The sequence below is a fragment of the Paraburkholderia tropica genome (assembly GCF_900109265.1).
GTDB lineage: Bacteria > Pseudomonadota > Gammaproteobacteria > Burkholderiales > Burkholderiaceae > Paraburkholderia > Paraburkholderia tropica.
In genome coordinates, this window is the sequence record NZ_FNZM01000011.1 from 204520 (window position 1) to 230166 (window position 25647).

A 25647-nucleotide genomic window follows, 5' to 3' on the forward strand; every position below is an offset into this window, starting at 1 on the left:
GCGCGCGGCGGGTGCAGAAACCGCTTTCGAGGTGATTTAAGCGGCCGGGCTTTCGAGCGGCGGCGCGGTGACCATCCACGGCACGCCGAACTTGTCGGTCAGCATGCCGAAGCCCGGCGACCAGAAGGTTTTCTGGAACGGCATGGTCACCTGGGCGCCTTGCGATAGCGCGTCGAAGTAGCGTTGCGCGGCGGCGGCGTCGGCGGCCGTGAGCGAGACGCTGAAGCCGGTGAACTTGTCGTTGCCGGTCATACAGCCGCCATCGGACATCATGATCTGCGCATCGCCGACCTGAAGCGTGGCGTGCATGATCTTCTCGGCGAATTCGGCGGGCATGGGACGCGCCGGATCGGGCGGCGCTTCCTTGAAGCGCATCGTGAACAGCGTCTGCGCGCCGAGCGCCTCGTGATAGAACGCGATCGCCTCTTCGCAGTTGCCGGGGTAGAACAGGTAGGGCTGGATCTGCATCATCGTTTTCCTTGCGGACCGGTTCCCCGCAGGAGCGGCCCGCGCGCGCGGATGCGCAACGGTTGTGGGGATGTTGTGGGAGCCAAACGCGCGGCTGTGTGCGCCGCTGTCCTGATTCTAGGCGCAGGCCCGCGCGGCGCCGCGCGGCGCGTCGCCAGGGTTTGCGAGAGCGCAGGCTGGAATGGAGGTTGCAGGGCGCGGGCACGCTAATACAAAGCGCCAATAACGCGCCGCAAAAAAGAAAAGGGCCGCACGTTCTGCACGCGCGGCCCTTCGTATTTTTCGGCGATCAGTAAGCGTTTAACGCGCGCTCACCGAGTGTCGAGCGCCTTACTTCGCGCGCAGTTCCTCGACCATCTTGTCGAGCTTCACCGCATCGGCGGCGAAGGCGCGGATGCCTTCCGCGAGCTTCTCGGTAGCCATCGCATCTTCGTTGAGCAGGAAGCGGAACGACGCTTCGTCCACGGCCACGCGTTCGATCTGCGCGTCCTTGAAGGCTTCCGCCGACAGCTTGCGCTCGATCTTTTCGCTGCCGTCCTGCAGCTTCTGCAGCAGGTCCGGGCTGATCGTGAGCAGGTCGCAGCCCGCCAGTTCGACGATCTGGCTCGTGTTGCGGAAGCTCGCGCCCATCACCTCGGTCTTGTAGCCGAACTTCTTGTAGTACGCGTAGATCTTGCGCACCGACTGCACGCCCGGATCGTTCGCGCCGCCGTCCTTCGCGTCGTCCCAGTCGGCGCCCTTGGCCTTCTTGTACCAGTCGTAGATGCGGCCGACGAACGGCGAGATCAGTTGCGCGCCCGCTTCGGCGCACGCGGCGGCCTGCGCGAGCGAGAACAGCAGCGTCATGTTGCAGCGGATGCCTTCCTTTTGCAGTACTTCCGCCGCGCGGATGCCTTCCCACGTCGACGCGAGCTTGATCAGCACGCGCTCTTTCTCGATGCCTGCCTTCTTGTACAGGTCGATGATGTGGTGAGCCTTGTCGATCGACTTCTTCGTGTCGAACGAGAGACGCGCGTCGACTTCGGTCGAGACGCGGCCCGGAATGATCTTGAGGATTTCGGTGCCGAAGGCGATCAGCAGATGGTCGATGATCGCTTCGACCGATTCGCCCGCGTGATCGCGCACGGTTTTTTCGAGCAGCGGCCGGTACTCGGCTTTCTGCACGGCCTTGAGAATCAGCGACGGATTGGTGGTCGCGTCCTGCGGCTTGTACTGGACGAATTGCTGGAAGTCGCCCGTGTCGGCGACGACGGTGGTGTACTGCTTGAGCTGATCGAGTGCGGTAGTCATGTCAGGCCTTGTGGGCGCATGCGCGCCAGCGTCGGTGAAAGGGAACGGCCTGCGCGCGGGCCGGCGAGCCGGGATTCGCGGGAGCAGGACGAAACGCGAAATTACGCGTATTAACGTGGATCGCAGGGATCGGCGCTGCGTCGCCGCCGGATGGCGGCAGCGCGCTGCCGCGCGGCCGGGTTGGGGCCTGCGCGGCGCACACCCCCATTTTATGGCGGATCGGAAGGCGGTGCGATGTCGCGCGCGCAGTCGTCATGGCGGCCATGCCGGTGTTGCAGTTTTCAGGCCCGCCGCGCGTTCAGAATGACCTGCGTGAGCACGCCGGCGACCAGGCCCCAGAACGCCGCGCCGATCGACAGCAACGTGAGACCGGAGGCCGTCACCATGAAGGTGACGAGAGCCGCTTCGCGCTCGCTCGGGTTCTGCATCGCGTTGGTCAGCCCGCTCATGATCGAGCCGAACAGCGCGAGCGCGGCGATCGAGACCACCAGCGCCTGCGGAAACGCCGCGAACAGCGCCGCGATGGTCGCGCCGAAGGTGCCCGCGATCAGATAGAAGATGCCGCACCAGACGGCCGCCATATAGCGCTTGTTGCGGTCCTCGTGCGCGTGCGGGCCGGTGCAGATCGCCGCCGTGATGGCCGCGAGGTTGATGCCGTGCGAGCCGAACGGCGCGAGCACGAGCGACGCGAGGCCCGTGGTGGCGATCAGCGGCGAGGAGGGCGTGTTGTAGCCGTCGGCGCGCAGCACGGCGATGCCGGGCACGTTCTGTGAAGCCATCGCCACCACGAACAGCGGAATGCCGATGCTGACGATCGCCTGCACCGAGAACGCGGGCATCGTGAACACCGGTTTTGCGACCGCCACGCGGAAGTGGCTGAAGTCGAGCAGGCCGAGCGTCGCGGCGGCCGCCACGCCCACCACCAGCGTGCCGACAATCGCGTAACGCGGCACCGCGCGCTTGAGCAGCAGATACGCGAAGAACATCGTGAGCACGAGCGGCGTTTGCACCTGCGCCGCATGGAAGATCTCGATGCCGATCTCGAACAGGATGCCCGCGAGCAGCGCCGCGGCGATGCCGCCGGGAATGCGCTTCATCAGCGTGTCGAACCAGCCCGTGAGGCCCACGGCGGTCAGCAGCAGCGCGCAGACGATATAGGCGCCGATGGCTTCGGCGTAGGGCACGTGCGGCAGCGAGCTGATCAGCAGCGCCGCGCCCGGCGTGGACCAGGCGATCACGGTGGGCGCGCGGAACCACAGCGAAAGGCCGATGGTGGTGACGCCCATGCCGATCGAGAGCGACCAGATCCACGAGGAAATCTGTTCGGGCGTCAGGTGTGCGGCCTGGCCCGCCTGGAACATCAGCACGAGCGAACTCGTGTAGCCCGTCATCATCGCGACGAAACCGGCCACGATCGTGGCGACCGACGTGTCGGCGAGCGGCCGCAGCGGTCCCGGCCGGACGCGCGCCGGCAGGTCGGGGGATGAAGGCGCGGTCATGCTGGAACTCTCCTCGTTTTACTTGTGAATGCCCGCTTGGGCGGGTGTGGCGTGTGTGATGTGCAGGGGAGAAGGGGCGTTACTTGCTCAGCACGCGCATGGCGGTTTCGAGCCCCGCGACGGTGAGCGGATACATGCGATGCCCGAGAATCTCGCGGATCACCGATACCGATTGCCGGTATTCCCAGAGCCGTTCGGGTTCGGGATTGAGCCACGCGAAATGCGGGAACTGATCGGCGAGACGGCGCAGCCACACGGCGCCCGCTTCCGGGTTGTTGTACTCGACCGAGCCGCCCGGTTGCAGCACTTCGTACGGGCTCATGGTGGCGTCGCCGACGAAGATCAGCTTGTAGTCGGGCGTGAACTTGTGCAGCAGGTCCCACGTGGACGTGCGCTCCGCGTGGCGGCGGCGATTGTTCTTCCACAGGTAGTCGTAGACGCAGTTGTGAAAGTAGTAGAACTCCAGATGCTTGAACTCGGCCTTCGCGGCGGAGAAGAGTTCCTCGGTGCGCTTGATGTGGTCGTCCATCGAGCCGCCCACGTCGAGCAGCATCAGCACTTTCACCTTGTTGTGGCGCTCCGGCACCATCTTGAGGTCGAGCCAGCCCGCGTTGGCGGCGGTGCTGCGGATGGTGTCGGTGAGATCGAGTTCTTCGGCCGCGCCTTCGCGCGCGAAGCGGCGCAGACGGCGCAGCGCGACCTTGATGTTGCGCGTGCCGATTTCCACCTGATCGTCGTAGTCGCGATACGCGCGCGCGTCCCACACCTTCACGGCGCTGCGCTGGCCGCCTTCGCCGCCGATGCGGATGCCTTCGGGGTTGTAGCCGCCGTTGCCGAACGGCGAGGTGCCGCCCGTGCCGATCCACTTGCTGCCGCCTTCGTGGCGCTCCTTCTGCTCGTCGAACAGTTGCTTGAGGCGTTCCATGAGCTTGTCGAGCCCGCCCATCGCTTCGATCTGCGCGCGCTGCTCGGGCGTGAAGTCGCGTTCGAGCCGCTTCTTGAGCCAGTCCTCGGGAATCTCGAACGCTTGCGCCGACTTCTTCTCGATGCCGCGGAAATACGCGCCGAACGCCTGATCGAAGCGGTCGAAATACTGCTCGTCCTTCACGAGCGTCATGCGCGCGAGAAAGTAGAAGTCGTCGAGCGAGGGCGCGATCACGCGCTCCTTGAGCGCTTCCACGAGCGTGAGGTACTCCTTGACGGAGACCGGCAGCTTCGCGTCGCGCAGCGTGTAGAAGAAGTCGATCAGCATGCGGATTCTCCGTGCCTCGTGCGGGCCATTGACGCGCTCACCCGCGGCTTAGCGGTTGTGGCGGTTCATGTAGATGAGCCGCTCGAACAGCGTCATGTCCTGCTCGTTCTTGAGCAGCGCGCCCGCGAGCGGCGGCATCGACTTCGAGCCGTCGACGGCGCGCAGCGCTTCGGGCGGCACCTCTTCGGCGAGCAGCAGCTTGAGCCAGTCGAGCAGTTCCGACGTGGACGGCTTCTTCTTCAGGCCCGCGACGTTGCGCAGTTCGAAGAAACTCTCCATCGCGGCGCTCAGCAGTTCCTTGCGGATGCCCGGATAGTGCACCTCGACGATGCGCTGCATCGTGGCCGGATCGGGAAAGCTGATGTAGTGGAAGAAGCAGCGGCGCAGGAAGGCGTCGGGCAGCTCCTTCTCGTTGTTCGACGTGATGATCACGAGCGGACGCTGCTTCGCCTTGATGAGTTCGCGCGTCTCGTAGACGTAGAACTCCATGCGGTCGAGTTCGCGCAGCAGGTCGTTCGGGAATTCGATGTCGGCCTTGTCGATCTCGTCGATCAGCAAGACGCCCGGCTGCTCCGACTCGAACGCCTGCCACAGCACGCCCTTGACGATGTAGTTGCGGATGTCCTTCACGCGCTCGTCGCCGAGCTGAGAATCGCGCAGGCGCGACACCGCGTCGTATTCGTAGAGGCCTTGCTGCGCCTTCGTGGTGGACTTGATGTGCCACTGCATGAGCGGCATGTCGAGCGCGGCCGCGACTTCCTCGGCCAGCATCGTCTTGCCGGTGCCCGGCTCGCCCTTGATGAGCAGCGGACGCTTCAGGGTGATCGCGGCATTGACCGCGAGCTTGAGGTCGTCGGTGGCGACGTACTGCGAAGAGCCTTCGAAACGCGTGGCGCGCATGATGAACCGCTCGCTAAAAAAATCCCAGTATAAGTCAGAAGGGGTGTTGGCCCGGAGGGGGCTCGCGTATCGTTGGCACCGCCCGATGCGGCACCTGTTTATCGCTGGAACTGTCGTGAACGGCGCACCAGGGTTCCCCCGCACGACCCGCCCGAAGGCCCCTCGCACAACGCCGGAGCCCCGTGTGGCGGGCCTGAGCGGGCGCCTCACGGGCGGCCGCCCGATGGACGTGCGGCGTGGCGTCGCGGTATACTCGGACCGATTTTTTTCGGCCTGCACGGCGACCCCCAAAAGTAAAACAGCAGTAATGCGGCGCAGGCCGTGGCCTGCGGTTCGGGCGTTCGAATCCCCTCAAGCCAGGTTGGATGCTATGAAAAAAATTGTCGGCAAGCACGTCATGTTCGGAGCATTGACCGTGCTGGCGGGCTTCGCGGCCACGGCACACGCGGACGTCGTGGGCAACGCGAAGGCAGGGCAGGACAAGGTGGCGATGTGTATCGGCTGTCATGGTATTCCCGACTATCGCACGGCCTATCCCGAGGTCTATCACGTGCCGATCCTGGGCGGCCAGAATGCCCAGTACATCGAAAACGCCCTGCACGGCTACAAGAAAGGCGACCGCCACTTCGAGACCATGCACGCCATTGCGGCGTCGCTCAGCGATCAGGATATTGCGGACATCGCGGCGTATTACTCGTCGCAGACGCCCGCCTCGAAGAACAATCCCGAGAAGTAACCGGCACGCGACTGAGAGGAAAAACCATGAACAAGTCCCGCATGGCCGTGCCCGCGCATGCCCGCCGTCGCACGTACGCGCCGGCCGCCGCGATCGTTGCCGCCGCATCGGCACTGGCCTTCACGCTCGTCGCGCTGCCCGCGCAGGCCGCCGACGCCGCCAAAGGCAAGGTGCTGTCCGACAGCCACAACTGCGCCGCCTGCCACGGCGAAAACCTCAACAAGCCGGTGAGCCCGGAGTATCCGAAGCTCGCGGGCCAGCATGCCGATTACATCTACTGGGCGCTGCGCCAGTACCAGATGGGCGGCAATAACCCGCATCTCGGTCGCAACAATCCGATCATGCAGGCGCAGGTGCAGAGCCTGTCGCAGGGCGACATGAAGGATCTGGCCGCGTATATCGAATCGCTCAAGGGCGATCTCGTCGAGAAGAAATAAGCGCTGGGGCGCACGAACGCACGGACGCGCCGCCGAAAGCAAAAACACCCCGTTCGGGCCGCGTGGCGGTTCGAACGGGGTGTTTTTGTTTGTGGATGCCGCTTGAATCGACGTGTATCGATGAATCGGCGTATCGACAGATCCGCTCAGTCGCGCGTCGCGCGGCGCTCGATGCGTTGCAGATAGGCGTCGGTGTCGGGCGGCGTATTCGTGCGCTGCGCTTCCCAGATGGTCTCGCCGAGACATTCCATGATCGCGTGCTGCGCGTCGTGCGTGGAGCCCATGCGCGCCGCGAGCCGGTCGTGCGCCGCGCGGATGCCCGGCGGCTGATCGATCGACAATTGCTCGCTGATCGCCAGATGCATCGACAGATGCAGGAAGGGATTGCTTTGCCCGCGTTCGGGCGAATAGTCCTGCGCGGCGGCCTGATCGGCGTCGGCGAGCTCCGCGTGATACTCGGGATGCTCGACGATCCAGTCGGCGGCAATCGCCTCGAGCGGCGTGAGGATTTCGCCCGCGCGCTGCTTGCGCCAGGTCTCGGTGAAAAAGCGGCGGACTTCGTCGCGGCTGGGATTGAACATCGTGAACGTGCTGGGTGGGGAGTCGGTTCGAACCCGAACCGGCTTCGTCGTTGGACTGTGATGGCCGATTTTACGCCGCCGTGCGCGGGCTTGCCGGAGCTGCAGCCGCAACGCGCGGCCGCGTTTTCAGGGCCGGATCCGGGGCGTGGATCTCAGGCATCGCTCAAAGATCGGGTGGCGGCGTCTTTTGCCTGAACTCGCAGACCGGCTCGATCACGCAATGCCAGCATTCCGGACGGCGCGCCTTGCAGACGTAGCGGCCATGCAGGATCAGCCAGTGATGCGCGTTCACGAGGAATTCCTTCGGCGTGTACTTTTCGAGCGCGATCTCGACGGCCTTCACGTCCTTGCCGGGCGCGAGGCCGGTGCGGTTCGCGACCCGGAAGATATGCGTGTCGACGGCGATGGTCGGCTCGCCGAACGCCACGTTGAGCACCACGTTCGCGGTCTTGCGGCCCACGCCGGGCAGTCCTTCGAGCGCCTCGCGCGTGCGCGGCACTTCGCCGCCGTACTGCTCGATCAGCTTTTCGCAGGTGGCGATCACGTTCTTCGCCTTGGTGCGGTAGAGGCCGATCGTCTTGATGTAATCGGCCACGCCTTCCTCGCCGAGCGCGAGCACGGTCTGCGGCGTGTTCGCGACCGGAAACATCCGCCGCATGGCCTTGTTCACCGACACATCGGTAGCCTGCGCGGACAACAGCACGGCGATCAGGAGTTCGAACGGCGTCGTGAACTCCAGCTCGGTCTCCGGATGCGGATTGATGCTTTGCAGCGTTTCGTAGATGGCGCGGCGCTTGGTGGCGTTCATGCGGATAGGCGTGGGCGCGGTGGTTACGTGGGCTTGTCGTCGTTGGGCGTGTTGGCGGCGGCGCTGTCGCTCTTCTTGCTTTTCTCGCTCGCGTCGTCGCTCTGGCCACTCTGGCCGTTCTGCGATGCGGCGATGCCCAGACGCTTGCGGCGCGCCTCGGCGGCGTCGATCTGCGCCTGCACGTCGGCGCTGACGTGCTCGGTGTTGCGCGGGCCTTCGCCGCGCGCCGACAGTTCCGCCTTCTTCTGGCGCGCGCGTTCCAGCGCGGCCTGGATGATCGCTTTCTTCTTCGCTTCGGCGTCGTTGGCGGGCGCGGCTTGCGCGGCGGCGGGCGCGGTGGTCGCGCCTGCGTGAGCGGCTTGCTCGGTCTGGTCCGCCTGCGCCTTCTGCGCGTCTTGGGCGTCTTGCGCGGGGGCGGCAGCCGCCGCGCGGCGGGCGGCGGCGCGCGCTTCGGCGGCGTTGCGCTCGGCGGCGAGGCGCGCCTGGCGGCGGTCGTGGCGCAGGCGTGCTTCATCGGCCTGCTGCTGCGTCCAGGCGTCCCAGCCGGTGGCGTCGCCCGTCACCGGAATCATCGCGATGCAATCGACCGGGCAGGGCGCCACGCACAGGTCGCAACCCGTGCAGAGATCCTTGACGATGGTGTGCATCTGCTTGGGCGCGCCGACGATCGCATCGACGGGACACGCCTGCATGCACAGCGTGCAGCCGATGCAGACCTGCTCGTCGATGAACGCGACGGGACGCGCACGTTCGACGCCGTTGACCGGATTGATCGGAATAACCGGCTTGCCCAGCAGTCTGGCGAGGCGTTCGACGCCCTCGGCGCCGCCGGGCGGGCACTGGTTGTAGTTGGCGCTGCCGGCCGCGACAGCGTCGGCGTAGGGCCGGCAGCCGTCATAGCCGCACTTGGTGCATTGCGTCTGGGGCAGCAGATCTTCGATGCGATCTGCAAGTGTTTTAGGTTCGTTCACGGTCGCGACTTCTGGGCGGGCCCGGGGGGGAATGGGGAGCGGGCCGGGCGGCGGCGCGCTGACAACTCAAGCGAGGCGACAGGGCCGCCTGGCGAGGCTCGCGCGCGCGGCGCCAAAGCCCGCATTATCGCCGATTTCCCGCATTGCCATCGGCAGGGCATGTGCCATAATCAAAGCGCTTAATTCGAATCGCGAACGGCCGCGCAGGTGTCGCGCCAGCCTCGCGGGCATGCCGGATTCGGATCGGGCGCAGAGGAGTGCTTCACGACGCATCGTCAGGCGAGGGGGCCGGTGACGGCGCACGTCGACATGCAAGACCGAAAAAGAAGGGTGTCAGTCCATTAACCTGGCGCGCCCCGCAGTCACGCTGCCGCTACATGGGTTTGGAGAGGCCCGGCGGCGCGAAGCGGGAGCCCGCGCGCCTATCGAGCGATCCTGCCACCATGAATCAGCCGAAAATCAAAAGAGATCCTGAAGGCACGCGCCGCCGCATCCTGCTCGCCGCGGCGGAAGAATTCGCGAGCGGCGGCCTGTTTGGCGCCCGCGTCGACCAGATTGCGCGACGCGCGGAAACCAACGAGCGCATGCTCTACTACTACTTCGGAAGCAAGGAGCAGTTGTTCACTGCGGTGCTCGAACACGCGTTCGGCGCGCTGAACGAAGCCGAGCGCGCGCTCGACCTGGCCGGGCTCGCACCGGTCGAGGCCATCACGCGGCTCGCGCATTTCGTCTGGGATTACTACCGCGATCATCCCGAACTCCTGCGGCTCGTGAATAACGAGAACCTGCACGAGGCGCGCTACATGCAGAAGTCCACGCGCATTCACGAGATGGTGTCGCCGATCGTCGCCACGCTCGGTTCGATCCTCGCGCGCGGCGAGGCCGCGGGCCTGTTCCGTTCCGACGTCGATCCGCTGCGTCTGTACGTGACGCTCTCGGGCATGGGCTACTACATCGTCTCGAACCGCTACACCATCAACGCGACGATGGGCCGCGACTTCAGCGCGCCCGCCGAACGCGCCGAGATCATCAAGCTCAATACCGACATGCTGCTCGCGTTCCTGCTGCGCAAGTAGCCCGTTACGCGCCGTCATGAAAAAACGCCGCGCCGGTTGGAGAACCGGTGCGGCGTTTTTGTGTGCGGTATCGCGTGTGCGGAGGCGAACTCAGACGACCGCGCTTTCCTTGCTCGACTGCTTCGTCTGCTGATACTGGCGGAAGAATTCGCGCAGTTGCGGATAAATGATGGTGCGCCAGCGGCGGCCCGAGAAAATGCCGTAGTGGCCGCACTTTTCCGCGGTCAGGCGATGGCGGTTCGCTTCGGGAATGCTCGTGCACAGATCGTGAGCGGCATGCGTCTGGCCCGAGCCCGAAATGTCGTCGAGTTCGCCTTCGATCGTGAAGAGCGCCGTTTCGCGAATGTCCTGCGGCCGTACGCGCTCGCCCGCGACATCCCACGTGCCTTCGGCCAGGCGGAAGTCCTGGAACACGGTCTGGATGGTCTCGAGGTAATACTCGGCGGCCATGTCGAGCACCGCGTTGTATTCGTCGTAGAAACGGCGATGTGCTTCGGCATCCTCTTCGTCGCCGCGCAGCAGGCTCTTGTAGAAGTCCCAATGCGCGGTGGTGTGGCGGCCCGGATTCATCGCCACGAAGCCCGCATGCTGGAGGAAGCCCGGATAGACCTCGCGGCCTTCGCCCGGATAGTTGGCCGGCACCGTGTGGATGACGTTGTTCGCAAACCACTCCAGCGAGTGCTCGGTGGCCAGCGAGTTGACCGCCGTGGGGCTGCGGCGCGCGTCGATCGGGCCGCCCATCATCGTCATGGTGAGCGGCGTGGCTTCGCCGCGCGAGGCCATCAGCGAAATGGCCGCGAGCACCGGCACCGTGGGCTGGCACACCGACATCACGTGCAGGTTCTTCGCGCCGATATGACGGATGAATTCCTGGATGTACGCGATGTAGTCGTCGAGATGGAACGGACCGGCGTCGAGCGGCACCATGCGCGCGTCGATCCAGTCGGTGATGTAGACCTTGTGGTCCTGCAGCAGCGTGCGCACCGTGTCGCGCAGCAGCGTGGCGTGGTGGCCCGAGAGCGGCGCACAGACCAACACCGAGGGCTCGTCCTTGAGCGCGGCGACGGCGCCGGAGTCGTCGGCGTAGCGCTTGAAACGCAGCAGACGGCAGAACGGCTTCTCGACGATGGTCTGCTCGACGATCGGAATGTGAAAACCGTCTTTCTCGATCTGGCGGATGTCGAATTCAGGCTTTTCGTAGTCCTTGCCGAGTCGATACAGCAGTTCGTAGCCGGCCGCGAGACGCGTGGCGCCCGGGATCAGCGAGAACGGGCTCGACGGGTTCGAAAACGACTTGGACGCCGCCTGGGCCCACGCGGTAAGCGGGCTCAGCAAGGCGCGCTGGTATTCACGAATTTGGTAGAGCATGGATGCTCCGGCATCAGGGGTGGTTCGCCCCCGCGCCGCGCCGCTGCGCGGGTGGGCGGCGGCGGGCTGGGAGAGTGGGTCGGTCAGGCAGTTTATCGGCCTGGGATGGCGCCGCTTGAGGCGCATGCGTGGCTTTCGCGCGGATCGCGCGCGCATGCGGCCCGGATTGCCCGCGCGGCGTGCCCCGCAGGGACGGGATACCGTGGACGACAGCCTGCTCGAATACGCGGTCGATCATATCGGACCCCAGAATGTTGTGCAATGCAGCATCCCAGTGTAACCCACCTCGCGCAAAGCGATCGGCGCTTTCGCCCACGCTTTCGAACAATTACGATGCGGCTGTCGCCGATCTGTCCGCAAGGTCCGCCTCCATGGCCGTTTCCGGCGTGGTCGGGTGGCCCGTCTCGCTGGCCATTTCCTGCTCGTGCCGCATCAGATTCAGCCCGGTGTGCACAAGCGCCACATGCGAGAAAGCTTGTGGGAAATTTCCCACAAGACGGCCGGCGATCGGATCGTATTCCTCGGCGAGCAGGCCGACGTCGTTGGCGAGCGCGAGCAGCCTTTCGTACATCTTGCGCGCGTCGTCCATGCGGCCCTGGAGCGCGAGGTTGTCGACCATCCAGAAGCTGCACGCGAGGAAGGTGCCTTCGCCGGGCGGCAGGCCGTCGTTGAAGTCGGTGGTGCGGTAGCGCATCACGAAGCCTTCGCACATGAGGTCGCGCTCGATGGCCTTCACCGTGCCCGCGATGCGGGGGTCCTTCGCGGGCAGGAAGCCGACCAGCGGCATCAGCAGCAGGCTCGCGTCGAGGTCGGTGCCGCCGTAGATCTGCGTGAAGGAGTTCAGCGCCGTATTGAAGCTGCGCTCGCAGATGGTCGCGTGGATGGTGTCGCGCAGCTCGCGCCAGTGATCGACCGGGCCGGGCAGGTCGAACTGCTCCGCCGAGCGCACGCAGCGGTCGAACGCCACCCATGCCATGACCTTCGAGAACGTGAAGTGCTGGCGGCCGCCGCGCGTTTCCCAGATGCCTTCGTCGGGCTCGGTCCAGATCGTTTCCAGATGTTCGAGCATCGCGCACTGGATCGACCACGCGGTTTCGTCGGCTTGCAGGCCGCCCACGCGCGCGAGATGCAGCGCGTTCATCACTTCGCCGTAGACGTCGAGCTGCAACTGCCCGACCGCGTTATTGCCGACGCGCACCGGCTTCGCGCCTTCGTAGCCGGGCAGCCAGTCGAGTTCGAACTCGGGCAGGCGGCGCTCGCCCGCGATGCCGTACATGATCTGCAACTGCGAGGGCGAACCCGCCATCACGCGGCCGAGCCACGCGCGCCAGGCGCGCGCTTCGTCGTAATAGCCGCCGCGCATCATGGCGAGCAGCGTGATGGTGGCGTCGCGCAGCCAGCAGTAGCGGTAGTCCCAGTTGCGCGTGCCGCCGAGCTGCTCGGGCAGCGAGGTCGTGGGCGCGGCGACGATGCCGCCCGTCGGCTCGTAGGCCAGCGCCTTGAGCGTGATGAGCGAGCGGCGGATCGGCTCGGCCCAGCGGCCTTCGACGGTGCCGCGCGCGGCCCATTCGGCCCAGTAGTTCTCGGTGCGCGCGAGCGCCGTGAACGGATCGCGCGGCGGCGGCAGACGCAGATGCGAGGCCGCGTAAGCCATCGAAAACGGCACGCGCTCGCCTTCCTTGACCTCGAATTCGGCGACCGTGTGCATGTTTTCGCCCTGCAGATCGACGGGCGTGCGCAGCACGACGGTGTCCGGGCCGACGGTGGCCTTGATGCCGCTCTCGTAGGTGAGGCGGCTCACCCACGGCACCGAAAAGCCGTAGTCGAAGCGCATCACGAGTTCGCACCGCATGGCCACCGTGCCGCGGCGTCCCACGACGATGCGCACCAGTTCGCTCCAGCCGTTGCCGGGCGGCATGAAGTCGATCAGCGTGACGGCGCCGTCGGGCGTTTCGAAATCGGTTTCGAGGATCAGCGTGTCGCCGCGATAACGGCGCGTGATCTTGATGTCGGCGCGCGAGCCGTCGGCGGCGGGTGCGGGGGCGATCAGCCAGCGGCCGTTGGCTTCGGTGCCGAGCAGCGCGGCGAAGCACGCGCCGGAGTCGAAGCGCGGCCAGCAGAGCCAGTCGATGGAACCCTCACGGGACACGAGCGCGGCCGTGTGGCCGTCGCCGATCAAGGCATAGTCTTCGATAAGTGCAGGCATGGTAAGCAGATTGACAGCGGTACGCGAAAAAACGGTCAAAACGGTCGATAAGGCGCATGCACGCACAAGAGTAGTGGGTGCAGGCCCGCTCGCGCAACGCGTTTCGACGTGCACGGCGCGCAACAAGCTGGTGCGGGAACTTTCGGCCAGGGCGATTTCGTGTCGGCAGGGCGTCAGAAATGCCCGTTCGTGCCGAACAATCCGATGATCCCGATGATGATGAGGTAGAGCGCAACGATGTAGTTGAGCAGACGCGGCACGACGAGAATCAGAATGCCGGCGATGAGCGCGACGAGCGGGCCGATGGCGACATGGATGTTCATATTCACTCCTTTGAGCGGGGCGCGGGGGGGACTCAAATCGGACGCGCATGCAGCGCGATCCGGGTGATACCGATGTCGAGGCTCGCGCATCCGGCGTCTAATGAACGTCTGGCCATCAGGCGCGCGCATCCTCACTTATACTGGTCTAACCCTCATAACAATCGTGCTCGCGCAACGCTTTCCGGGTTCCGCCCGCCACGCGCCGCGCGCTGCCGATCAGCTCCATCCAGGTTCGACAAGAAGAAAGGAGGTCGACATGTTTCAAGGCCACGCAGCCGCAATCGGCGTGCCCGTCTCGCGCATGCCTGCGCGTACGCACGCACAATCGAACGCGCAATCGCCAGCAGATTCGCACGCACAATCGCGCACCGCGCCGCGCGGGCTCATTCGTCAGATCATCAAAGGTATCGCCATCATGGCCAGCGTTGCCGCCGCCACGACCGCATTCGCACAAGGCAGCACGGGTGCGGCGCCCGCCGAGGCTTCGGCGAATGGCGTCTACAACCTGATCGTCGGCACCTACACCGGCGGCAAGAGCGAAGGCCTCTACGTCTATCGTTTCGACTCGAAGACCGGCGACGCGCAGCAGGTGAGCGTCGCGAAGACGGTGAACCCGTCGTATCTCGTGGTCAGCAAGGACAAGCGCCACGTCTACGCCGTCAACGAACTGCCCGGCGACAACGGCCCGGCCAGCGTGCGCGGCGACGTCAGCGCGTTCGGCTTCGACGCCGCGAGCGGCCAGCTCACGTTCCTCGACAAGGTGTCGGCACAAGGCAACGACCCGTGCTATCTGAGCCTGTCGCCGGACGGCAAGTATCTGTTCGTCGCCAACTACTCGGTGGCGGCCGACCCGGGCGGCAGCTTCGCGGTGCTGCCGATCGAGCAGGACGGCAAGCTCGGCCAGTCGGTGCTGACCGTGCATCACGAAGGCGGCGGTCCGGTGAAGGGCCGCCAGGACAACGCGCACGTGCACTCGACAGTGTTCTCGCCCGACGGCCGCTATCTCTTCACGCAGGATCTCGGCACCGACAAGCTCTGGACCTACCGCTACACGCCGGACGGTTCGCGCGGTCTCGTGAGCCCGGCCGAATGGCGCTACACCGACGTGAAGGCCGGCACCGGCCCGCGTCACCTCGTGTTCGGCAACGACGGCCGCCATGCGTATCTGACGAGCGAACTCGCGGGCACCGTGAGCGTGTTCAACTACGACGACGGCCATCTGAAGCTCGAACAGGTCGAGAAACTCGCCGAGCCGGGCTTCAAGGGCGCGGTGGGCGCAGCGGCGCTGCATCTGTCGCCGGACGGCAAGTTCCTTTACGTGTCGAATCGCGGCGATGCCAACGACATCTCGATCTTCGCCGTCGATCAGACGAGCGGCAAGCTCAAGCGCGTCGGCCGCCAGGCGAGCCTCGGCAAGTCGCCGCGCGAGTTCGCGATCGATCCGAGCGGCCAGTGGCTGATCGTCGGCAATCAGAACAGCGACACGGCTTACGTGTTTCGTCGCGATCAGGAAACGGGTCTGCTCGAAGCGAACCCGAAGAAGATCGAGATCGGTTCGCCGGTCGACTTCAAGTTCGTCGCGCAGTAAGCGCGTTTAGCGCACCGAACGCACGCGCAAACAAAAACGCCGCGCCGGATTCGTCCGGCGCGGCGTTTTTCGTTGCTGCCCGCGTTCAGTGTTGCGCGAGCGGGCGAGCGGTGCGAATCGCTTATTCGGCCTGACCCGGCACGAGCACTTCGCGGCTGCCGTTGATGCCCATCGGCGAGACCAGACCCGCAGCTTCCATCTGCTCGACGAGGCGCGCGGCGCGGTTGTAGCCGATGCGCAACTGCCGCTGCACCGACGAGATCGACGCGCGCCGCGTGCGCACGACGAACGAAACCGCTTCGTCGTACAGCGGATCGGCTTCCGCCTCGGGCGACTCGCCGAACAGGTCCTGCGGCGCGCCTTCGCTGGTCGGACCGTCGAGAATGCCCTCGACGTACTCCGGCTCGCCGAACTGCTTCAGATACTCGACCACCGCATGCACTTCCTCGTCGGCGACGAACGCCCCGTGCACGCGCTGCGGATAGCCGGTGCCCGGCGGCAGGAACAGCATGTCGCCCTGACCGAGCAGCGACTCGGCGCCCATCTGGTCGAGAATCGTGCGCGAGTCGATCTTCGACGACACCTGGAACGCCACACGCGTCGGAATGTTCGCCTTGATGAGACCCGTGATGACGTCCACCGAAGGCCGCTGCGTCGCGAGAATCAGGTGGATGCCCGCCGCGCGCGCCTTCTGCGCGAGACGCGCGATCAGCTCTTCGATCTTCTTGCCCGCGACCATCATGAGGTCGGCGAGTTCGTCGATCACCACGACGATCATCGGCAGCGGCGAGAGCGGCTCGGGCGCCTCGGGCGTGAGCGAGAACGGATTGCCGATCTTCTTCTCGTTCGCCTCGGCGTCGCGGATCTTCTGGTTGAAGCCCGCGAGATTGCGCACGCCCACGGCCGACATCAGCCGGTAGCGCTTCTCCATCTCGCCGACGCACCAGTTCAGCGCGTTGGCCGCGAGCTTCATGTCGGTCACGACCGGCGCGAGCAGATGCGGAATGCCTTCGTAGACGGAAAGCTCCAGCATCTTCGGGTCGATCATGATGAGCCGCACGTCCTCGGGCGTCGCCTTGTAGAGCAGCGAGAGGATCATCGCGTTGATGGCGACCGACTTGCCCGAACCCGTCGTGCCCGCGACGAGCATGTGCGGCGCCTTGGCGAGATCGGTGACGACCGGCAGGCCGACGATGTCCTTGCCCATCGCGATCGTGAGCTTCGACTGCGAGCGCTGATAAGGCGTCGATTCGAGGATCTCCGAGAGGCGGATCATCTGGCGTTTTGCATTGGGCAGTTCGAGGCCCATGCAGGTCTTGCCGGGAATCGTCTCGACCACGCGGATCGACGTGAGGCCGAGGCCGCGCGACAGATCCTTCATCAGCCCGACGATCTGGCTGCCGCGCACGCCGAGCGCGGGCTCGACTTCGAAGCGCGTGATGACCGGGCCCGCCGAGGCGCCGACCACCGTCACCGGCACCTTGAATTCCTGCAGGCGCTGCTCGATGAGCTGGCTGGTTTCGGCGAGCTTTTCCTCGGAGACGTATTCGATTTCGGTCGACGAGCGTTCGAGCAGCTCGAAGCCCGGCAACTCGACCGACGAGGCGGACAGCGGCTGGAACTCGAACGCCGTCGGCGCATGACCGCGCACGGGCTGGCGCGCGGCGGGTTCGGCGGCGGGCGGTGCGGCTACAGGCGCCGGTGTTGCCGGTGCTTGCGCGGGTTCCGGCGACGGCGCCGCTACGGCGGGGGACCACGGTGCGGGCGGCGCGAGATCGATCGACGGGACGAACGGCGCGGGCGGCTCCGGCGCGAACACCAGCGGCGCGGCTTCCCACGGCGGGATATCCGCGAACGGCGCGGGAATCGGTGCAGGAATCGGCGCAGGAATCGGCGCGATGTACGGCGCGTCGGCGAGCGCGGGCAGCGGCGGGATGATCGGCGCTGCCGGTGCTTCTACGTGCTGCGGCGCGCTGACTTGCGCGCTGTCCGACGGTGCGGTCGTGGAGGAAGCGATGGGCTCTGCCTCGGCCTCCGGCGCGAAAGCCGGAATGGGCGCGGGCGTCGGTTCGGTTTCCGGCAGATGCTCAGGCTGTGTTGCTGGCGTAGTCGACTGAACCAGCGCAGCGGGTGTTTCCGCGGCATCGCTCGCCGCGACGACCACAGGCGCTTCGCTTACGTGCGATGCCGGTTCGGTTTCAGCGCTGACGACGTGCGTCTCGGCGGTTTCAGCGTCCGTGTTTGCTTCTTCGTCAGCCGGTTCCACGAAACGCGCCAGCGCCGCCGCGAACGATTGCGCGAACGCGTCGGCGGGTGCCAGCGAGTGGGTTGCGTGCGCAACGGCCTGTTCCGCTTGCTGCGCGACGGGTTCTTCTGCGGCGATGGCGTGTGCCGCCGCGTGAACGGGGTCGTCCGCGGGCCATGCTTCGGCGGCCGGTTCGACCTCAGGCGTCTGCGCGGCTTCCGGCGCGAGACGCGGGAAGTGCATGACGCTATCGGTTTCGTGGCTGGCCGCTTCGCTCGCGGCTTCGTGTGCGGCTTGGGGCTGCGCTTCGGCTTGCGGCTCGTCGTCGTCGAGCAGGACCCAGGGCATCCCGTTGTCGAACGTCGGCCAGACCGTTGAAGTTGTCGTGGACGCGGGCGTTTCCGTGGCGATTGCTTCGGCCTTTGCCGGTTCCGCCACCGGTTCCGCGTGTTCGGCTTCGACGTACTGCGTGTTGAACGCGTCGCTGCTGACTTCGGCGCGCGCGGCGGGCGCAACGAAATTCGGCAGCGCGATCGCTTCGTCGTCGTGGCTGTCGTGGGCGTGGTCGTCGGCGATCAGGAACGACGGCAGTGTTTCGTCTTGCGATTCGGTCGTGCCGACGTGATCCACGTGATCCACGCGATCGGCCACTTCCTCGGCCTGCGTGGCCTCGGTGAGGGCGATCTGAGGCGCGGCGAGCGGGAAATGCGCGCGCGTTTCGTCTTCGACGGCGTGCTCAGAGTCGGATGCGAAGGCTTCCGCCGTATCGATCTCGACAGGCGCGGCAACCGGCGCGACGGTTTCTTCAACCGCTTCGACAGCGTGCGCCGGGATCGTTTCGATCGCCTCGGCGGCGGGGTAGGGCGCTGCGTGCGCGACGACATCGGCCGTGTCCGGCGTGTCGTCATCGGACTGAATGCGGCGCGCGAGGCTTGCGCCCGCAAGCGAGGTCCAGCGCGCGGCGTTTTCCTCGATCGAGCGCAGTGTTTCCAGCACGCTCGTCGAGAGCGGCGCTTGCGGCGCGGGCTGTGTGGCCGTGGCCGGACGCGAGTAGGCGGGCGTCACGGCGTTGGCGTCGGCGATCGGCGCGCTGACGGGAGCGCCGATGCGCGCGCCGCCCTGCGCCATGCCCTGGCTCGCGGCCAGCGGGCGCGCGGCGGCGGGCGTGGTGCGGGTCGGCCAGACGAACGGGCGCGGCGGCTTGGCCGGACGCGGCTGCGTCGCGGCGGCGGCGGCCGAGGCGCGCGCGGCCGTGCTGCCCGCGACGGGCGGCGGCGCGCTGCGGCGCACAGGCGCGGGCTGCGCGAAAGGCGAGGTGAGCGGATCGGCGACGGCTGCGCGCGCGGCGGCAGCGGCGGCGGCCGTCGCTGCCGCCGGAACGGTGGGGACGGCGTACGACGCGTGGGTGACCTGGGTGGCGGCCACGGCGGCGCGGGCGGCTTGCGCGGCCTGTGCGCTGGCGGCGGCCGCCGATGCGGACGACGCCACGCCAAACGCCGTGCCCGCTTGCGCGGCGGTCTGCGCCTGCGAGGCCGGACGCGGCGCGGGCGCGCGCCACGGCGTCGGATTCGCGGATGCGCCGGTCTGCGGCGCACCGGTGGCCATGCGCGACGCCGTTTGTGCAGCGGTCGCCGACATCGCGGGCATGGTGCCGTTCATCGGCGCGGCGCCCATCGCGTTCGTGTTGATCGGCTGACGACGCGGATCGGCGGCGAATGAGGCGCCGTTCGCGCCGTTGGCCGCAGCGGCGGGTGCCGCGACAGCCGCGCCGGATGCAGCCGGTGCGCGACGCGTGTCGCCCGGCATCGGCGGCGTGTTTTGTGCTTGCGGCGCGCGCGGGGCGTTCTGGCCGTCACGCAGCCAGCCCGTGGGCACGGTCGGTTCGGTGCGCGCCCACGCGGCGGCGGGCGACGGTTCCGGCGAGGCGAAATCCGGCTCGACGCGCCACGGATTCGCGGCGCTCGCCCGCGCGACTTCGGCCGCCGCTGCCGCCGCCGAAGCGTGCGCGGCGCGCTTGCCCGGCATCGGCGGACGCCAGATGGTCGGACGCTTGCGGCGCGTGCCGTCGAGCGGCGCGGCGTCGCCGGTGCCCGAGCCGATGTTCGGTCCCGTGCCCGCGGCGAGGCCGCCGCCGAGTCCTGCGCCCGGTCCCTGGCCGTAGGCCTGGCCCAGTCCTGAGCCGAGTCCAGCGCCCATGCCCGCGCCCGTTGCGCTACCGCCGCCCAGACTCGCAGACAGGCCCGGCTGCGCGAGGTCCGCGTTCGATTCGCGGCGGCTGCGGCGCGAGCGGCGTTCGCCGCCGTCGTCGTCGCGCGCGGGGCGGATGTTCAGGCCGAGGCCGAGCGAGATGTCGGCCCACACGAAGAAGTCGCGCCAGCGGAAGTCGATGAGCCAGGGCAGGCTCACGAAAAACAGCGCCGTCATGACGAGCGGGGTCGCGACGTGGCCAATCAGCTTGCCGAGCCCGTCGGCGAGCGCGTGTCCGAACGCATCGAAACCCACGATGTGCATCAGCGACGCTTCGAGCACGCAACTCGAAACGAACACGCAGAAAAAGCCGAGCCAGAGCCGGATCGTGCCGGGACCGCGCAGTCCCGCGCCGCCGGGCAGCACCGACTTCACGAGACGCCAGATCAGGGGGATGAACCAGACGGCCGACAAGCCGAACCAGCCAGGAACTACCGTGTGCATGCCAGAGATCAGTGATTAAAAAAGGTGCAACGTGACGAGTGTTCGAGTGTAACCGCAAGGACCCCGCGCGCCGCAACGCGCGTTGTCGCCGCGCCGCAGTGTGCTTTGCACTGCGCTGTTTAGTACGCCTGGCGGCGCGCACGAGTGCGCGCGCTGGCGGCGGCCTGTGCCGCAAAAAAGAGCCGCGCCGGACGAGGGCGCGGCTGCAAGTCGGTGCGGATCGTCAGCGGAACGTCACTCGCCTTGCTTCGCGGGCTGCGCACCCGAGGCCGGCGGGGCCGCCGCGGCGACCGTGCTCGCGAAAGTCAGGCGGTCGCCGTTTTCCAGGACGAGCAGGAGCGCCTGCGGATCGCGCATCTGCACGCCGCTGCGCGCGATGTGCGAGAGCGCGTCGAGATAGGCGCTTTCGATCTCGCCGCCCGCGCCGATGCACGCCATGCGCGTGCCGGCGAGCTGGCCGAACGAGAGCAGGCCGTTCTTGAGCACGTAAGCGCCGGTGTAGCGGTTGCAGCCCGAGAAACCGCTCGCGCGGCGCTGGCCGGTGGCGGTCGACAGATCGAGCGTGACCGGACGCGCGCCGGGCGCGGCCGCGGCGGCGCCAGTCGCGGCGGCGCCTGGCAGCGAGCGCAGCGAACCGTCGGCGTTCTTCCACTCGACGAGCTGCCAGTGCGAATTGTCGAGCAACTGCGTGGCGGCCGGATTGAACGGATCGGGCGGCGGCGCGGACGTGTCCTGATGCACCGGCAGCTTGCAGGCGGCCAGCAGCAGCGCGGCGGCCGTGGCGGCCGCGAGCGGCGCCGTGCGTGAAACGAGCGACATGAGCGAAGCGCGCGAGGCGCGAGTCTGGCGCGCCGTGGAGCGTCCGGCAAGGCGGTGGCTCGATCGTTTGAGCATCGCGAAATTCCTGGTAAGCGGCGAGAAGGCGTAAGCGTAACGCACCCGCCCCGCACAAGCGAGTGCAAACGGCTCGGCGGCGCGCTATCTAACTGTGTCCAGATGTATCCGCGAAGTCTCCAGGCGGCATGCGCGCGCGTGTTAACATCGGCGCTCTCTCGCATTCGTGCATCACCCGTGGCGCGCGCCGGGTCCCGTGCGTACCGCCCACCGTCATTCTCTGGAGACATCATGCAGACCGGCCCCCGCATCGGCACGCCGCTTTCCGCTTCCGCCACCCGCGTCATGCTGCTGGGCGCAGGCGAGCTCGGCAAAGAAGTGATCATCGCGCTGCAACGCCTGGGCGTGGAAGTGATCGCCGTCGACCGCTACGAGAACGCGCCCGGCCACCAGGTCGCGCATCGCGCGCACGTCATCGACATGGCCGATCCCAAGGCGCTGCGCGCACTGATCGACGCCGAGCGTCCGCATCTGATCGTGCCGGAAATCGAGGCCATCGCCACCGACGCGCTCGCGGCCGTCGAAGCCGAGCGTGTCGCCGAGGTGATCCCGACCGCGCGCGCCGCGCAGCTCACCATGAACCGCGAGGGCATCCGCCGTCTCGCCGCCGAGGAACTGGGTCTCGCGACCTCGCCGTACGCGTTCGCCGACTCGCTCGACGAACTCAAGGCGGGCATCGCCAAGGTCGGTTATCCGTGTGTCGTGAAGCCGGTGATGTCGTCGTCGGGCAAGGGCCAGTCGGTGCTGCGCAGCGACGCCGACGTCGAGGCCGCGTGGCAATACGCGCTCGCGGGCGGGCGCGTGAACCATGGCCGCGTGATCGTCGAGGGTTTCATCGACTTCGAATATGAGATCACGCAACTGACCGTGCGCGCCACCGATCCGTCGAGCGGCGAGGTGCAGACGTATTTCTGCGATCCGATCGGCCACCGGCAGGTCGACGGCGACTACGTGGAATCGTGGCAGCCGCAGCCGATGAGCCCGAAGGCGCTCGAGCGCTCGCGCGAAATCGCGCACAAGGTGACCGAGGCGCTGGGCGGGCGCGGCCTGTTCGGCGTCGAGCTGTTCGTGCGCGGCGACGAGGTGTGGTTCTCGGAAGTGAGCCCGCGTCCGCACGACACGGGGCTCGTCACGCTCGCGTCGCAGCGTTTCTCGGAATTCGAACTCCATGCGCGCGCGATTCTCGGCCTGCCCGTCGATACGACGGCGCGCGGCCCGTCGGCGTCGGCGGTGATCTATGGCGGAATGGACGAGCGCGGCATCGCGTTCGAGGGCGTCGCGGACGCGCTGGCCGTGCCGGGCGCGGACCTGCGCCTGTTCGGCAAGCCGGAAAGCTTCACGAAGCGCCGCATGGGCGTGGCGCTCGCAACCGGCGCGGATCTCGAAGAGGCGCGTGCGCGCGCTCGCGCGGCGGCGGCGGCGGTGCGTCCGGTCAAGGGCTGAGCGGCGAATCGGTGTGGCCTGCGCTTGCGCGTGCCGGCATTGATCGAGGGTAAGCCCGCCGCGCGCGGGACGTCCCATAATCGCCGGTCCGGCGCGTGGCGCAGCGTCGCATGACGGTTGCGGCCGTGCGCGGGACATCCGGCGGGCGGCGCAACGCGGCCCGGGTTATCGTGTCGGGCAAGCGCGTAGAGGTCGGAACATGAAGTCGATGCTGGGTGAACGTGGAGCACGTAGCCGTGGAGCACGAAGCGGGGTCGTTCGCCGCGCAACCGTGCTGGTGATGCTGACGGTCTGCGGCGTCGCGCTGGCGGGTTGCGGCGCCGTGGCCGCGCCGTGCCGCGTGGCGTCGGCGGGACTCAAGATCGTGCCGGTCGTCGGGCATCTGGCGGCGGCGCCCACCGACGCCTGCGCGGACGTGATCGATCCGTGACGCCGCCGCGCGCCCGATTCCCGGCGCGCGGGCCGCGCTTCGCGAAAACCGCCGGAGAATCCGCAATGACAGCCGTTGGTGCAGCGCTTCGTTCGAAGTTGCCTTCTTTTCTTTCCTCTCCGTGGCGCGCGGCGCTCGGGCTCGGCCTCGCCTGCGCCGCCCTGCACGCGAGCGCCGCGCCGCTCGAAGTGCGCGAAATCCAGACTCAGGCGCGCCACACGTTCAGCTACACCTGCGCGGACGGCAAGACCTTCAAGGTCACCTATATCAACGGCACGAACGGCCAGAGTTTCGCGCTCGTGCCCGTCGACGGCCGCAGGCTGCTGTTCGTCGGCGTGATTGCGGCGTCGGGCGTGAAGTATGTGGCCGACCGCTATACGTGGTGGACCAAGGGGCCGGGCGCCGATCTCTACGACGCCATGTCCGAAGCGAGCCCCAAGCCGCTGCTGAGCGGCTGCGCGACCATCATGCGCTGAGGCCGCCGCCTCGCGCTTACGCCTTTGCCGCGCCTTTTGCCCGCACATTTGCCCGCGCATTTGCCCGCGCATTTGCCCGCGCATTTGCCCGTTTCGCCGACGCGTTCTCGTCCCCGGTAGTACTCTGTCGTGCGTGAAACCGGGCGCGTGCCGGCGCGCGCGCCGGATGCGAATTCCGGGCGAAATTCGAGCGGATTTCGCGCCGATTGCAGCGAAACGAAGCGTAGCGAGGTAGCCGATGAAAGCATCCGATCTGTTCGTGAAAGCGCTGGAGGCGGAGGGCGTCGAATACGTGTTCGGCATCCCCGGCGAGGAAAATCTCGATCTGCTCGAATCGCTGCGGCGCTCGAAGATCCGCCTGATCGTCACGCGTCACGAACAGGCTGCCGGTTTCATGGCCGCCACGTACGGACGGCTGACGGGGCGCACCGGCGTCTGTCTGTCGACGCTCGGCCCCGGCGCGACCAACTTCGTGACCGCCGCGGCCTACGCGCAGCTCGGCGGCATGCCGATGCTGATGGTCACCGGCCAGAAGCCGATCAAGTCCAGCAAGCAGGGCCATTTCCAGATCGTCGACGTGGTGCGCATGATGGAGCCGCTCACCAAATACGCGCGCCAGATCGTGTCGATCGGCAATATTCCGGCGCTCGTGCGCGAGGCGTTCCGCCAGGCCGAGCAGGAGCGACCGGGCGCCGTGCATCTCGAACTGCCCGAGGACGTCGCCGACGAAGAAGGCGACGGCAAGCCCATTCCCAAGAGCTTCAGCCGCCGTCCGGTCGCCGAGGAAAAGGCCGTCGCGCACGCGGTGTCGGCGATCTGCGCGGCGCGTCATCCGCTGCTGATGATCGGCGCGGGCGGCAACCGCAAGACCACGCGCAACGTGCTGCGCGAATTCGTCGACCAGACCGGCATCCCGTTCTTCACCACGCAGATGGGCAAGGGCGTGATCGACGAATCGCATCCGCTCTGGCTCGGCAACGCCACGCTGTCCGATGGCGATTTCGTGCACCGCGCGATCGAGCACGCCGACTGCATCATCAACGTCGGCCACGACGTGATCGAAAAGCCGCCGTTCTTCATGCGCAGCGCCGAGGAAAAGACCGTGATCCACGTGAATTTTCTGGGCGCGGAAGTCGATCCGGTCTATTTCCCGCAGATCGAGGTCGTGGGCGACATCGCCAACGCGGTGTGGCAGCTCAAGGAAAGCCTCAAGCCGCGCGAGCACGCGTGGGATTTCACGCGCTTCGAGGAGATCAAGCGCCACTTCGACGCGCATCTCGCCAAGGGCCAGCACGACGCGCGCTTTCCGATGTACCCGGTGCGCCTCGTGCACGACGTCTACGGCGCGATGCCCGAGGACGGCATCCTCTGTCTCGACAACGGCATGTACAAGATCTGGTTCGCGCGCTACTACCGCGCCCGCGAGCCGAATTCGGTGTTGCTCGACAACGCGCTCGCGTCGATGGGCGCTGGGCTGCCCTCGGCGATCGCGACGCGCATCGTGCATCCCGAGCGCAAGGTCGTGGCCGTGTGCGGCGACGGCGGCTTCATGATGAATTCGCAGGAGCTGGAGACGGCGGTGCGCATGAAGCTCGATCTCGTCGTGCTGATCCTGCGCGACGACGCCTTCGGCATGATTCGCTGGAAGCAGGAAAACATGAATTTCCCCGACTACGGCATGACGCTGCAAAACCCGGATTTCGTCGATTACGCGCGCAGCTACGGTGCGCACGGTCATCGCGTGACGGAAGCCGATCAGCTCAAGCCGCTGCTGGAGCAATGTTTCGCGCAGCCGGGCGTGCACGTGATCGACGTGCCGATCGACTACTCGGACAACGAGCGCGTGCTCAATCGCGAGATCAAGCGTCTGAGCGCGCAGCTTTGAGCCGTTCGTTGAGCCGTTCGTTGAGTCATTCGTTGAGCCATTCGCGCGGGCGCGCGCCTTGCGCGCCGTCCCGCATTGCC

General features: G+C 67.0%; 21 protein-coding genes. 8 read left to right on the top strand and 13 right to left on the bottom strand.

Features of this window, described 5'->3' with window-relative positions:
• Positions 1-36: 36 nt before the first annotated feature.
• The 5 genes from BMY06_RS19900 to BMY06_RS19920 all read right to left on the bottom strand — a co-directional run bounded on the left by BMY06_RS19900 (position 37) and on the right by BMY06_RS19920 (position 5409).
• On the bottom strand, positions 37-468 hold the full coding sequence (locus tag BMY06_RS19900) for a VOC family protein (RefSeq protein ID WP_074984858.1): 432 nt from the start codon (positions 466-468) through the stop codon (positions 37-39).
• 330 nt (positions 469-798) lie between these two features.
• On the bottom strand, positions 799-1758 hold the full coding sequence (tal, locus tag BMY06_RS19905; RefSeq protein ID WP_074984759.1) for a transaldolase: 960 nt from the start codon (positions 1756-1758) through the stop codon (positions 799-801).
• Between the two features lie 281 nt (positions 1759-2039).
• Positions 2040-3257: a benzoate/H(+) symporter BenE family transporter gene (locus tag BMY06_RS19910; RefSeq protein WP_074984760.1), complete on the bottom strand. Its 1218-nt coding sequence runs from the start codon at positions 3255-3257 to the stop codon at positions 2040-2042.
• Between the two features lie 79 nt (positions 3258-3336).
• Entirely contained in the window at positions 3337-4509 is a 1173-nt protein-coding gene (locus tag BMY06_RS19915; protein ID WP_065063663.1) for a vWA domain-containing protein, read from the bottom strand.
• Positions 4510-4557: 48 nt separating this feature from the next.
• Complete coding sequence (locus BMY06_RS19920; protein WP_065063661.1) at positions 4558-5409, bottom strand: AAA family ATPase; 852 nt, start codon at positions 5407-5409, stop codon at positions 4558-4560.
• A 370-nt stretch (positions 5410-5779) separates the two neighbouring features.
• Between BMY06_RS19920 and BMY06_RS19925 the strand changes: the two genes are divergently transcribed.
• Both BMY06_RS19925 and BMY06_RS19930 read left to right on the top strand, forming a co-directional pair.
• A complete protein-coding gene (locus BMY06_RS19925) occupies positions 5780-6145 on the top strand; it encodes a c-type cytochrome (RefSeq protein WP_065063659.1) in 366 nt (121 codons plus the stop codon).
• 41 nt (positions 6146-6186) lie between these two features.
• The gene (locus tag BMY06_RS19930) at positions 6187-6582 is read left to right on the top strand and encodes a c-type cytochrome (protein ID WP_074984762.1); all 396 of its coding nucleotides are present in this window, start codon (positions 6187-6189) and stop codon (positions 6580-6582) included.
• Positions 6583-6728: 146 nt separating this feature from the next.
• Here the strand turns inward: BMY06_RS19930 and BMY06_RS19935 are convergent, their stop codons facing one another.
• From BMY06_RS19935 to rsxB, 3 genes are all read right to left on the bottom strand, one after another.
• Positions 6729-7163, bottom strand: a complete 435-nt coding sequence (locus tag BMY06_RS19935) for a DUF1841 family protein (RefSeq protein ID WP_065063655.1) — start codon at positions 7161-7163, stop codon at positions 6729-6731.
• A gap of 163 nt (positions 7164-7326) precedes the next feature.
• A complete protein-coding gene (nth, locus tag BMY06_RS19940; protein WP_065063652.1) occupies positions 7327-7971 on the bottom strand; it encodes an endonuclease III in 645 nt (214 codons plus the stop codon).
• A gap of 23 nt (positions 7972-7994) precedes the next feature.
• A complete protein-coding gene (gene rsxB / locus BMY06_RS19945) occupies positions 7995-8942 on the bottom strand; it encodes an electron transport complex subunit RsxB (RefSeq protein ID WP_074984764.1) in 948 nt (315 codons plus the stop codon).
• 443 nt (positions 8943-9385) lie between these two features.
• Between rsxB and BMY06_RS19950 the strand changes: the two genes are divergently transcribed.
• Positions 9386-10018: a TetR/AcrR family transcriptional regulator gene (locus BMY06_RS19950; protein WP_065063648.1), complete on the top strand. Its 633-nt coding sequence runs from the start codon at positions 9386-9388 to the stop codon at positions 10016-10018.
• A gap of 90 nt (positions 10019-10108) precedes the next feature.
• On the opposite strand, the gene BMY06_RS19955 is transcribed toward BMY06_RS19950, so the two are convergent.
• From BMY06_RS19955 to BMY06_RS19970, 3 genes are all read right to left on the bottom strand, one after another.
• Positions 10109-11386, bottom strand: a complete 1278-nt coding sequence (locus BMY06_RS19955) for a polyhydroxyalkanoate depolymerase (RefSeq protein ID WP_074984766.1) — start codon at positions 11384-11386, stop codon at positions 10109-10111.
• Positions 11387-11714: 328 nt separating this feature from the next.
• A complete protein-coding gene (locus BMY06_RS19965) occupies positions 11715-13592 on the bottom strand; it encodes a glycoside hydrolase family 15 protein (RefSeq protein WP_074984860.1) in 1878 nt (625 codons plus the stop codon).
• Between the two features lie 173 nt (positions 13593-13765).
• Positions 13766-13915, bottom strand: coding sequence for a DUF3096 domain-containing protein (locus BMY06_RS19970; RefSeq protein ID WP_074984768.1), 150 nt, complete (start codon positions 13913-13915; stop codon positions 13766-13768).
• A 415-nt stretch (positions 13916-14330) separates the two neighbouring features.
• Here BMY06_RS19970 and BMY06_RS19975 point away from each other — a divergent pair, with 415 nt between their 5' ends.
• Positions 14331-15503, top strand: a complete 1173-nt coding sequence (locus BMY06_RS19975; RefSeq protein ID WP_065063775.1) for a lactonase family protein — start codon at positions 14331-14333, stop codon at positions 15501-15503.
• 121 nt (positions 15504-15624) lie between these two features.
• Here BMY06_RS19975 and BMY06_RS19980 read toward each other — a convergent pair whose 3' ends face one another.
• A complete protein-coding gene (locus BMY06_RS19980) occupies positions 15625-20439 on the bottom strand; it encodes a DNA translocase FtsK (RefSeq protein ID WP_074984769.1) in 4815 nt (1604 codons plus the stop codon).
• A 234-nt stretch (positions 20440-20673) separates the two neighbouring features.
• Positions 20674-21333, bottom strand: a complete 660-nt coding sequence (locus BMY06_RS19985; protein ID WP_080180703.1) for an META domain-containing protein — start codon at positions 21331-21333, stop codon at positions 20674-20676.
• Between the two features lie 231 nt (positions 21334-21564).
• Between BMY06_RS19985 and purT the strand changes: the two genes are divergently transcribed.
• The 4 genes from purT (at position 21565) to BMY06_RS20005 (ending at position 25567) form a co-directional block, all read left to right on the top strand.
• Complete coding sequence (purT, locus tag BMY06_RS19990; protein ID WP_065063637.1) at positions 21565-22776, top strand: formate-dependent phosphoribosylglycinamide formyltransferase; 1212 nt, start codon at positions 21565-21567, stop codon at positions 22774-22776.
• Positions 22777-23056: 280 nt separating this feature from the next.
• Positions 23057-23206 carry a DUF6726 family protein gene (locus BMY06_RS19995; protein ID WP_173816893.1) on the top strand — a complete coding sequence of 50 codons (150 nt, stop codon included), beginning with the start codon at positions 23057-23059 and terminating at the stop codon, positions 23204-23206.
• 65 nt (positions 23207-23271) lie between these two features.
• Positions 23272-23682, top strand: coding sequence for an MliC family protein (locus BMY06_RS20000; RefSeq protein WP_080180702.1), 411 nt, complete (start codon positions 23272-23274; stop codon positions 23680-23682).
• A 238-nt stretch (positions 23683-23920) separates the two neighbouring features.
• Positions 23921-25567: an acetolactate synthase large subunit gene (locus tag BMY06_RS20005; protein WP_065063635.1), complete on the top strand. Its 1647-nt coding sequence runs from the start codon at positions 23921-23923 to the stop codon at positions 25565-25567.
• Positions 25568-25647 lie beyond the last annotated feature (80 nt).

What these genes read in the sequence shown, in the direction of transcription:
- BMY06_RS19985 (WP_080180703.1), bottom strand. Translation starts at nt 21,333, where the DNA reads ATGCTCAAACGATCGAGCCACCGCCTTGCCGGACGCTCCACGGCGCGC.
- BMY06_RS19900 (WP_074984858.1), bottom strand. Translation starts at nt 468, where the DNA reads ATGCAGATCCAGCCCTACCTGTTCTACCCCGGCAACTGCGAAGAGGCG.
- tal (WP_074984759.1), bottom strand. Translation starts at nt 1,758, where the DNA reads ATGACTACCGCACTCGATCAGCTCAAGCAGTACACCACCGTCGTCGCC.
- BMY06_RS19970 (WP_074984768.1), bottom strand. Translation starts at nt 13,915, where the DNA reads ATGAACATCCATGTCGCCATCGGCCCGCTCGTCGCGCTCATCGCCGGC.
- BMY06_RS20000 (WP_080180702.1), top strand. Translation starts at nt 23,272, where the DNA reads ATGACAGCCGTTGGTGCAGCGCTTCGTTCGAAGTTGCCTTCTTTTCTT.
- BMY06_RS19955 (WP_074984766.1), bottom strand. Translation starts at nt 11,386, where the DNA reads ATGCTCTACCAAATTCGTGAATACCAGCGCGCCTTGCTGAGCCCGCTT.
- purT (WP_065063637.1), top strand. Translation starts at nt 21,565, where the DNA reads ATGCAGACCGGCCCCCGCATCGGCACGCCGCTTTCCGCTTCCGCCACC.
- BMY06_RS19935 (WP_065063655.1), bottom strand. Translation starts at nt 7,163, where the DNA reads ATGTTCAATCCCAGCCGCGACGAAGTCCGCCGCTTTTTCACCGAGACC.
- BMY06_RS19925 (WP_065063659.1), top strand. Translation starts at nt 5,780, where the DNA reads ATGAAAAAAATTGTCGGCAAGCACGTCATGTTCGGAGCATTGACCGTG.
- BMY06_RS19930 (WP_074984762.1), top strand. Translation starts at nt 6,187, where the DNA reads ATGGCCGTGCCCGCGCATGCCCGCCGTCGCACGTACGCGCCGGCCGCC.
- BMY06_RS19995 (WP_173816893.1), top strand. Translation starts at nt 23,057, where the DNA reads ATGCTGACGGTCTGCGGCGTCGCGCTGGCGGGTTGCGGCGCCGTGGCC.
- BMY06_RS19965 (WP_074984860.1), bottom strand. Translation starts at nt 13,592, where the DNA reads ATGCCTGCACTTATCGAAGACTATGCCTTGATCGGCGACGGCCACACG.
- BMY06_RS19910 (WP_074984760.1), bottom strand. Translation starts at nt 3,257, where the DNA reads ATGACCGCGCCTTCATCCCCCGACCTGCCGGCGCGCGTCCGGCCGGGA.
- BMY06_RS19980 (WP_074984769.1), bottom strand. Translation starts at nt 20,439, where the DNA reads ATGCACACGGTAGTTCCTGGCTGGTTCGGCTTGTCGGCCGTCTGGTTC.
- BMY06_RS19920 (WP_065063661.1), bottom strand. Translation starts at nt 5,409, where the DNA reads ATGCGCGCCACGCGTTTCGAAGGCTCTTCGCAGTACGTCGCCACCGAC.
- BMY06_RS20005 (WP_065063635.1), top strand. Translation starts at nt 23,921, where the DNA reads ATGAAAGCATCCGATCTGTTCGTGAAAGCGCTGGAGGCGGAGGGCGTC.
- BMY06_RS19915 (WP_065063663.1), bottom strand. Translation starts at nt 4,509, where the DNA reads ATGCTGATCGACTTCTTCTACACGCTGCGCGACGCGAAGCTGCCGGTC.
- BMY06_RS19975 (WP_065063775.1), top strand. Translation starts at nt 14,331, where the DNA reads ATGGCCAGCGTTGCCGCCGCCACGACCGCATTCGCACAAGGCAGCACG.
- nth (WP_065063652.1), bottom strand. Translation starts at nt 7,971, where the DNA reads ATGAACGCCACCAAGCGCCGCGCCATCTACGAAACGCTGCAAAGCATC.
- BMY06_RS19950 (WP_065063648.1), top strand. Translation starts at nt 9,386, where the DNA reads ATGAATCAGCCGAAAATCAAAAGAGATCCTGAAGGCACGCGCCGCCGC.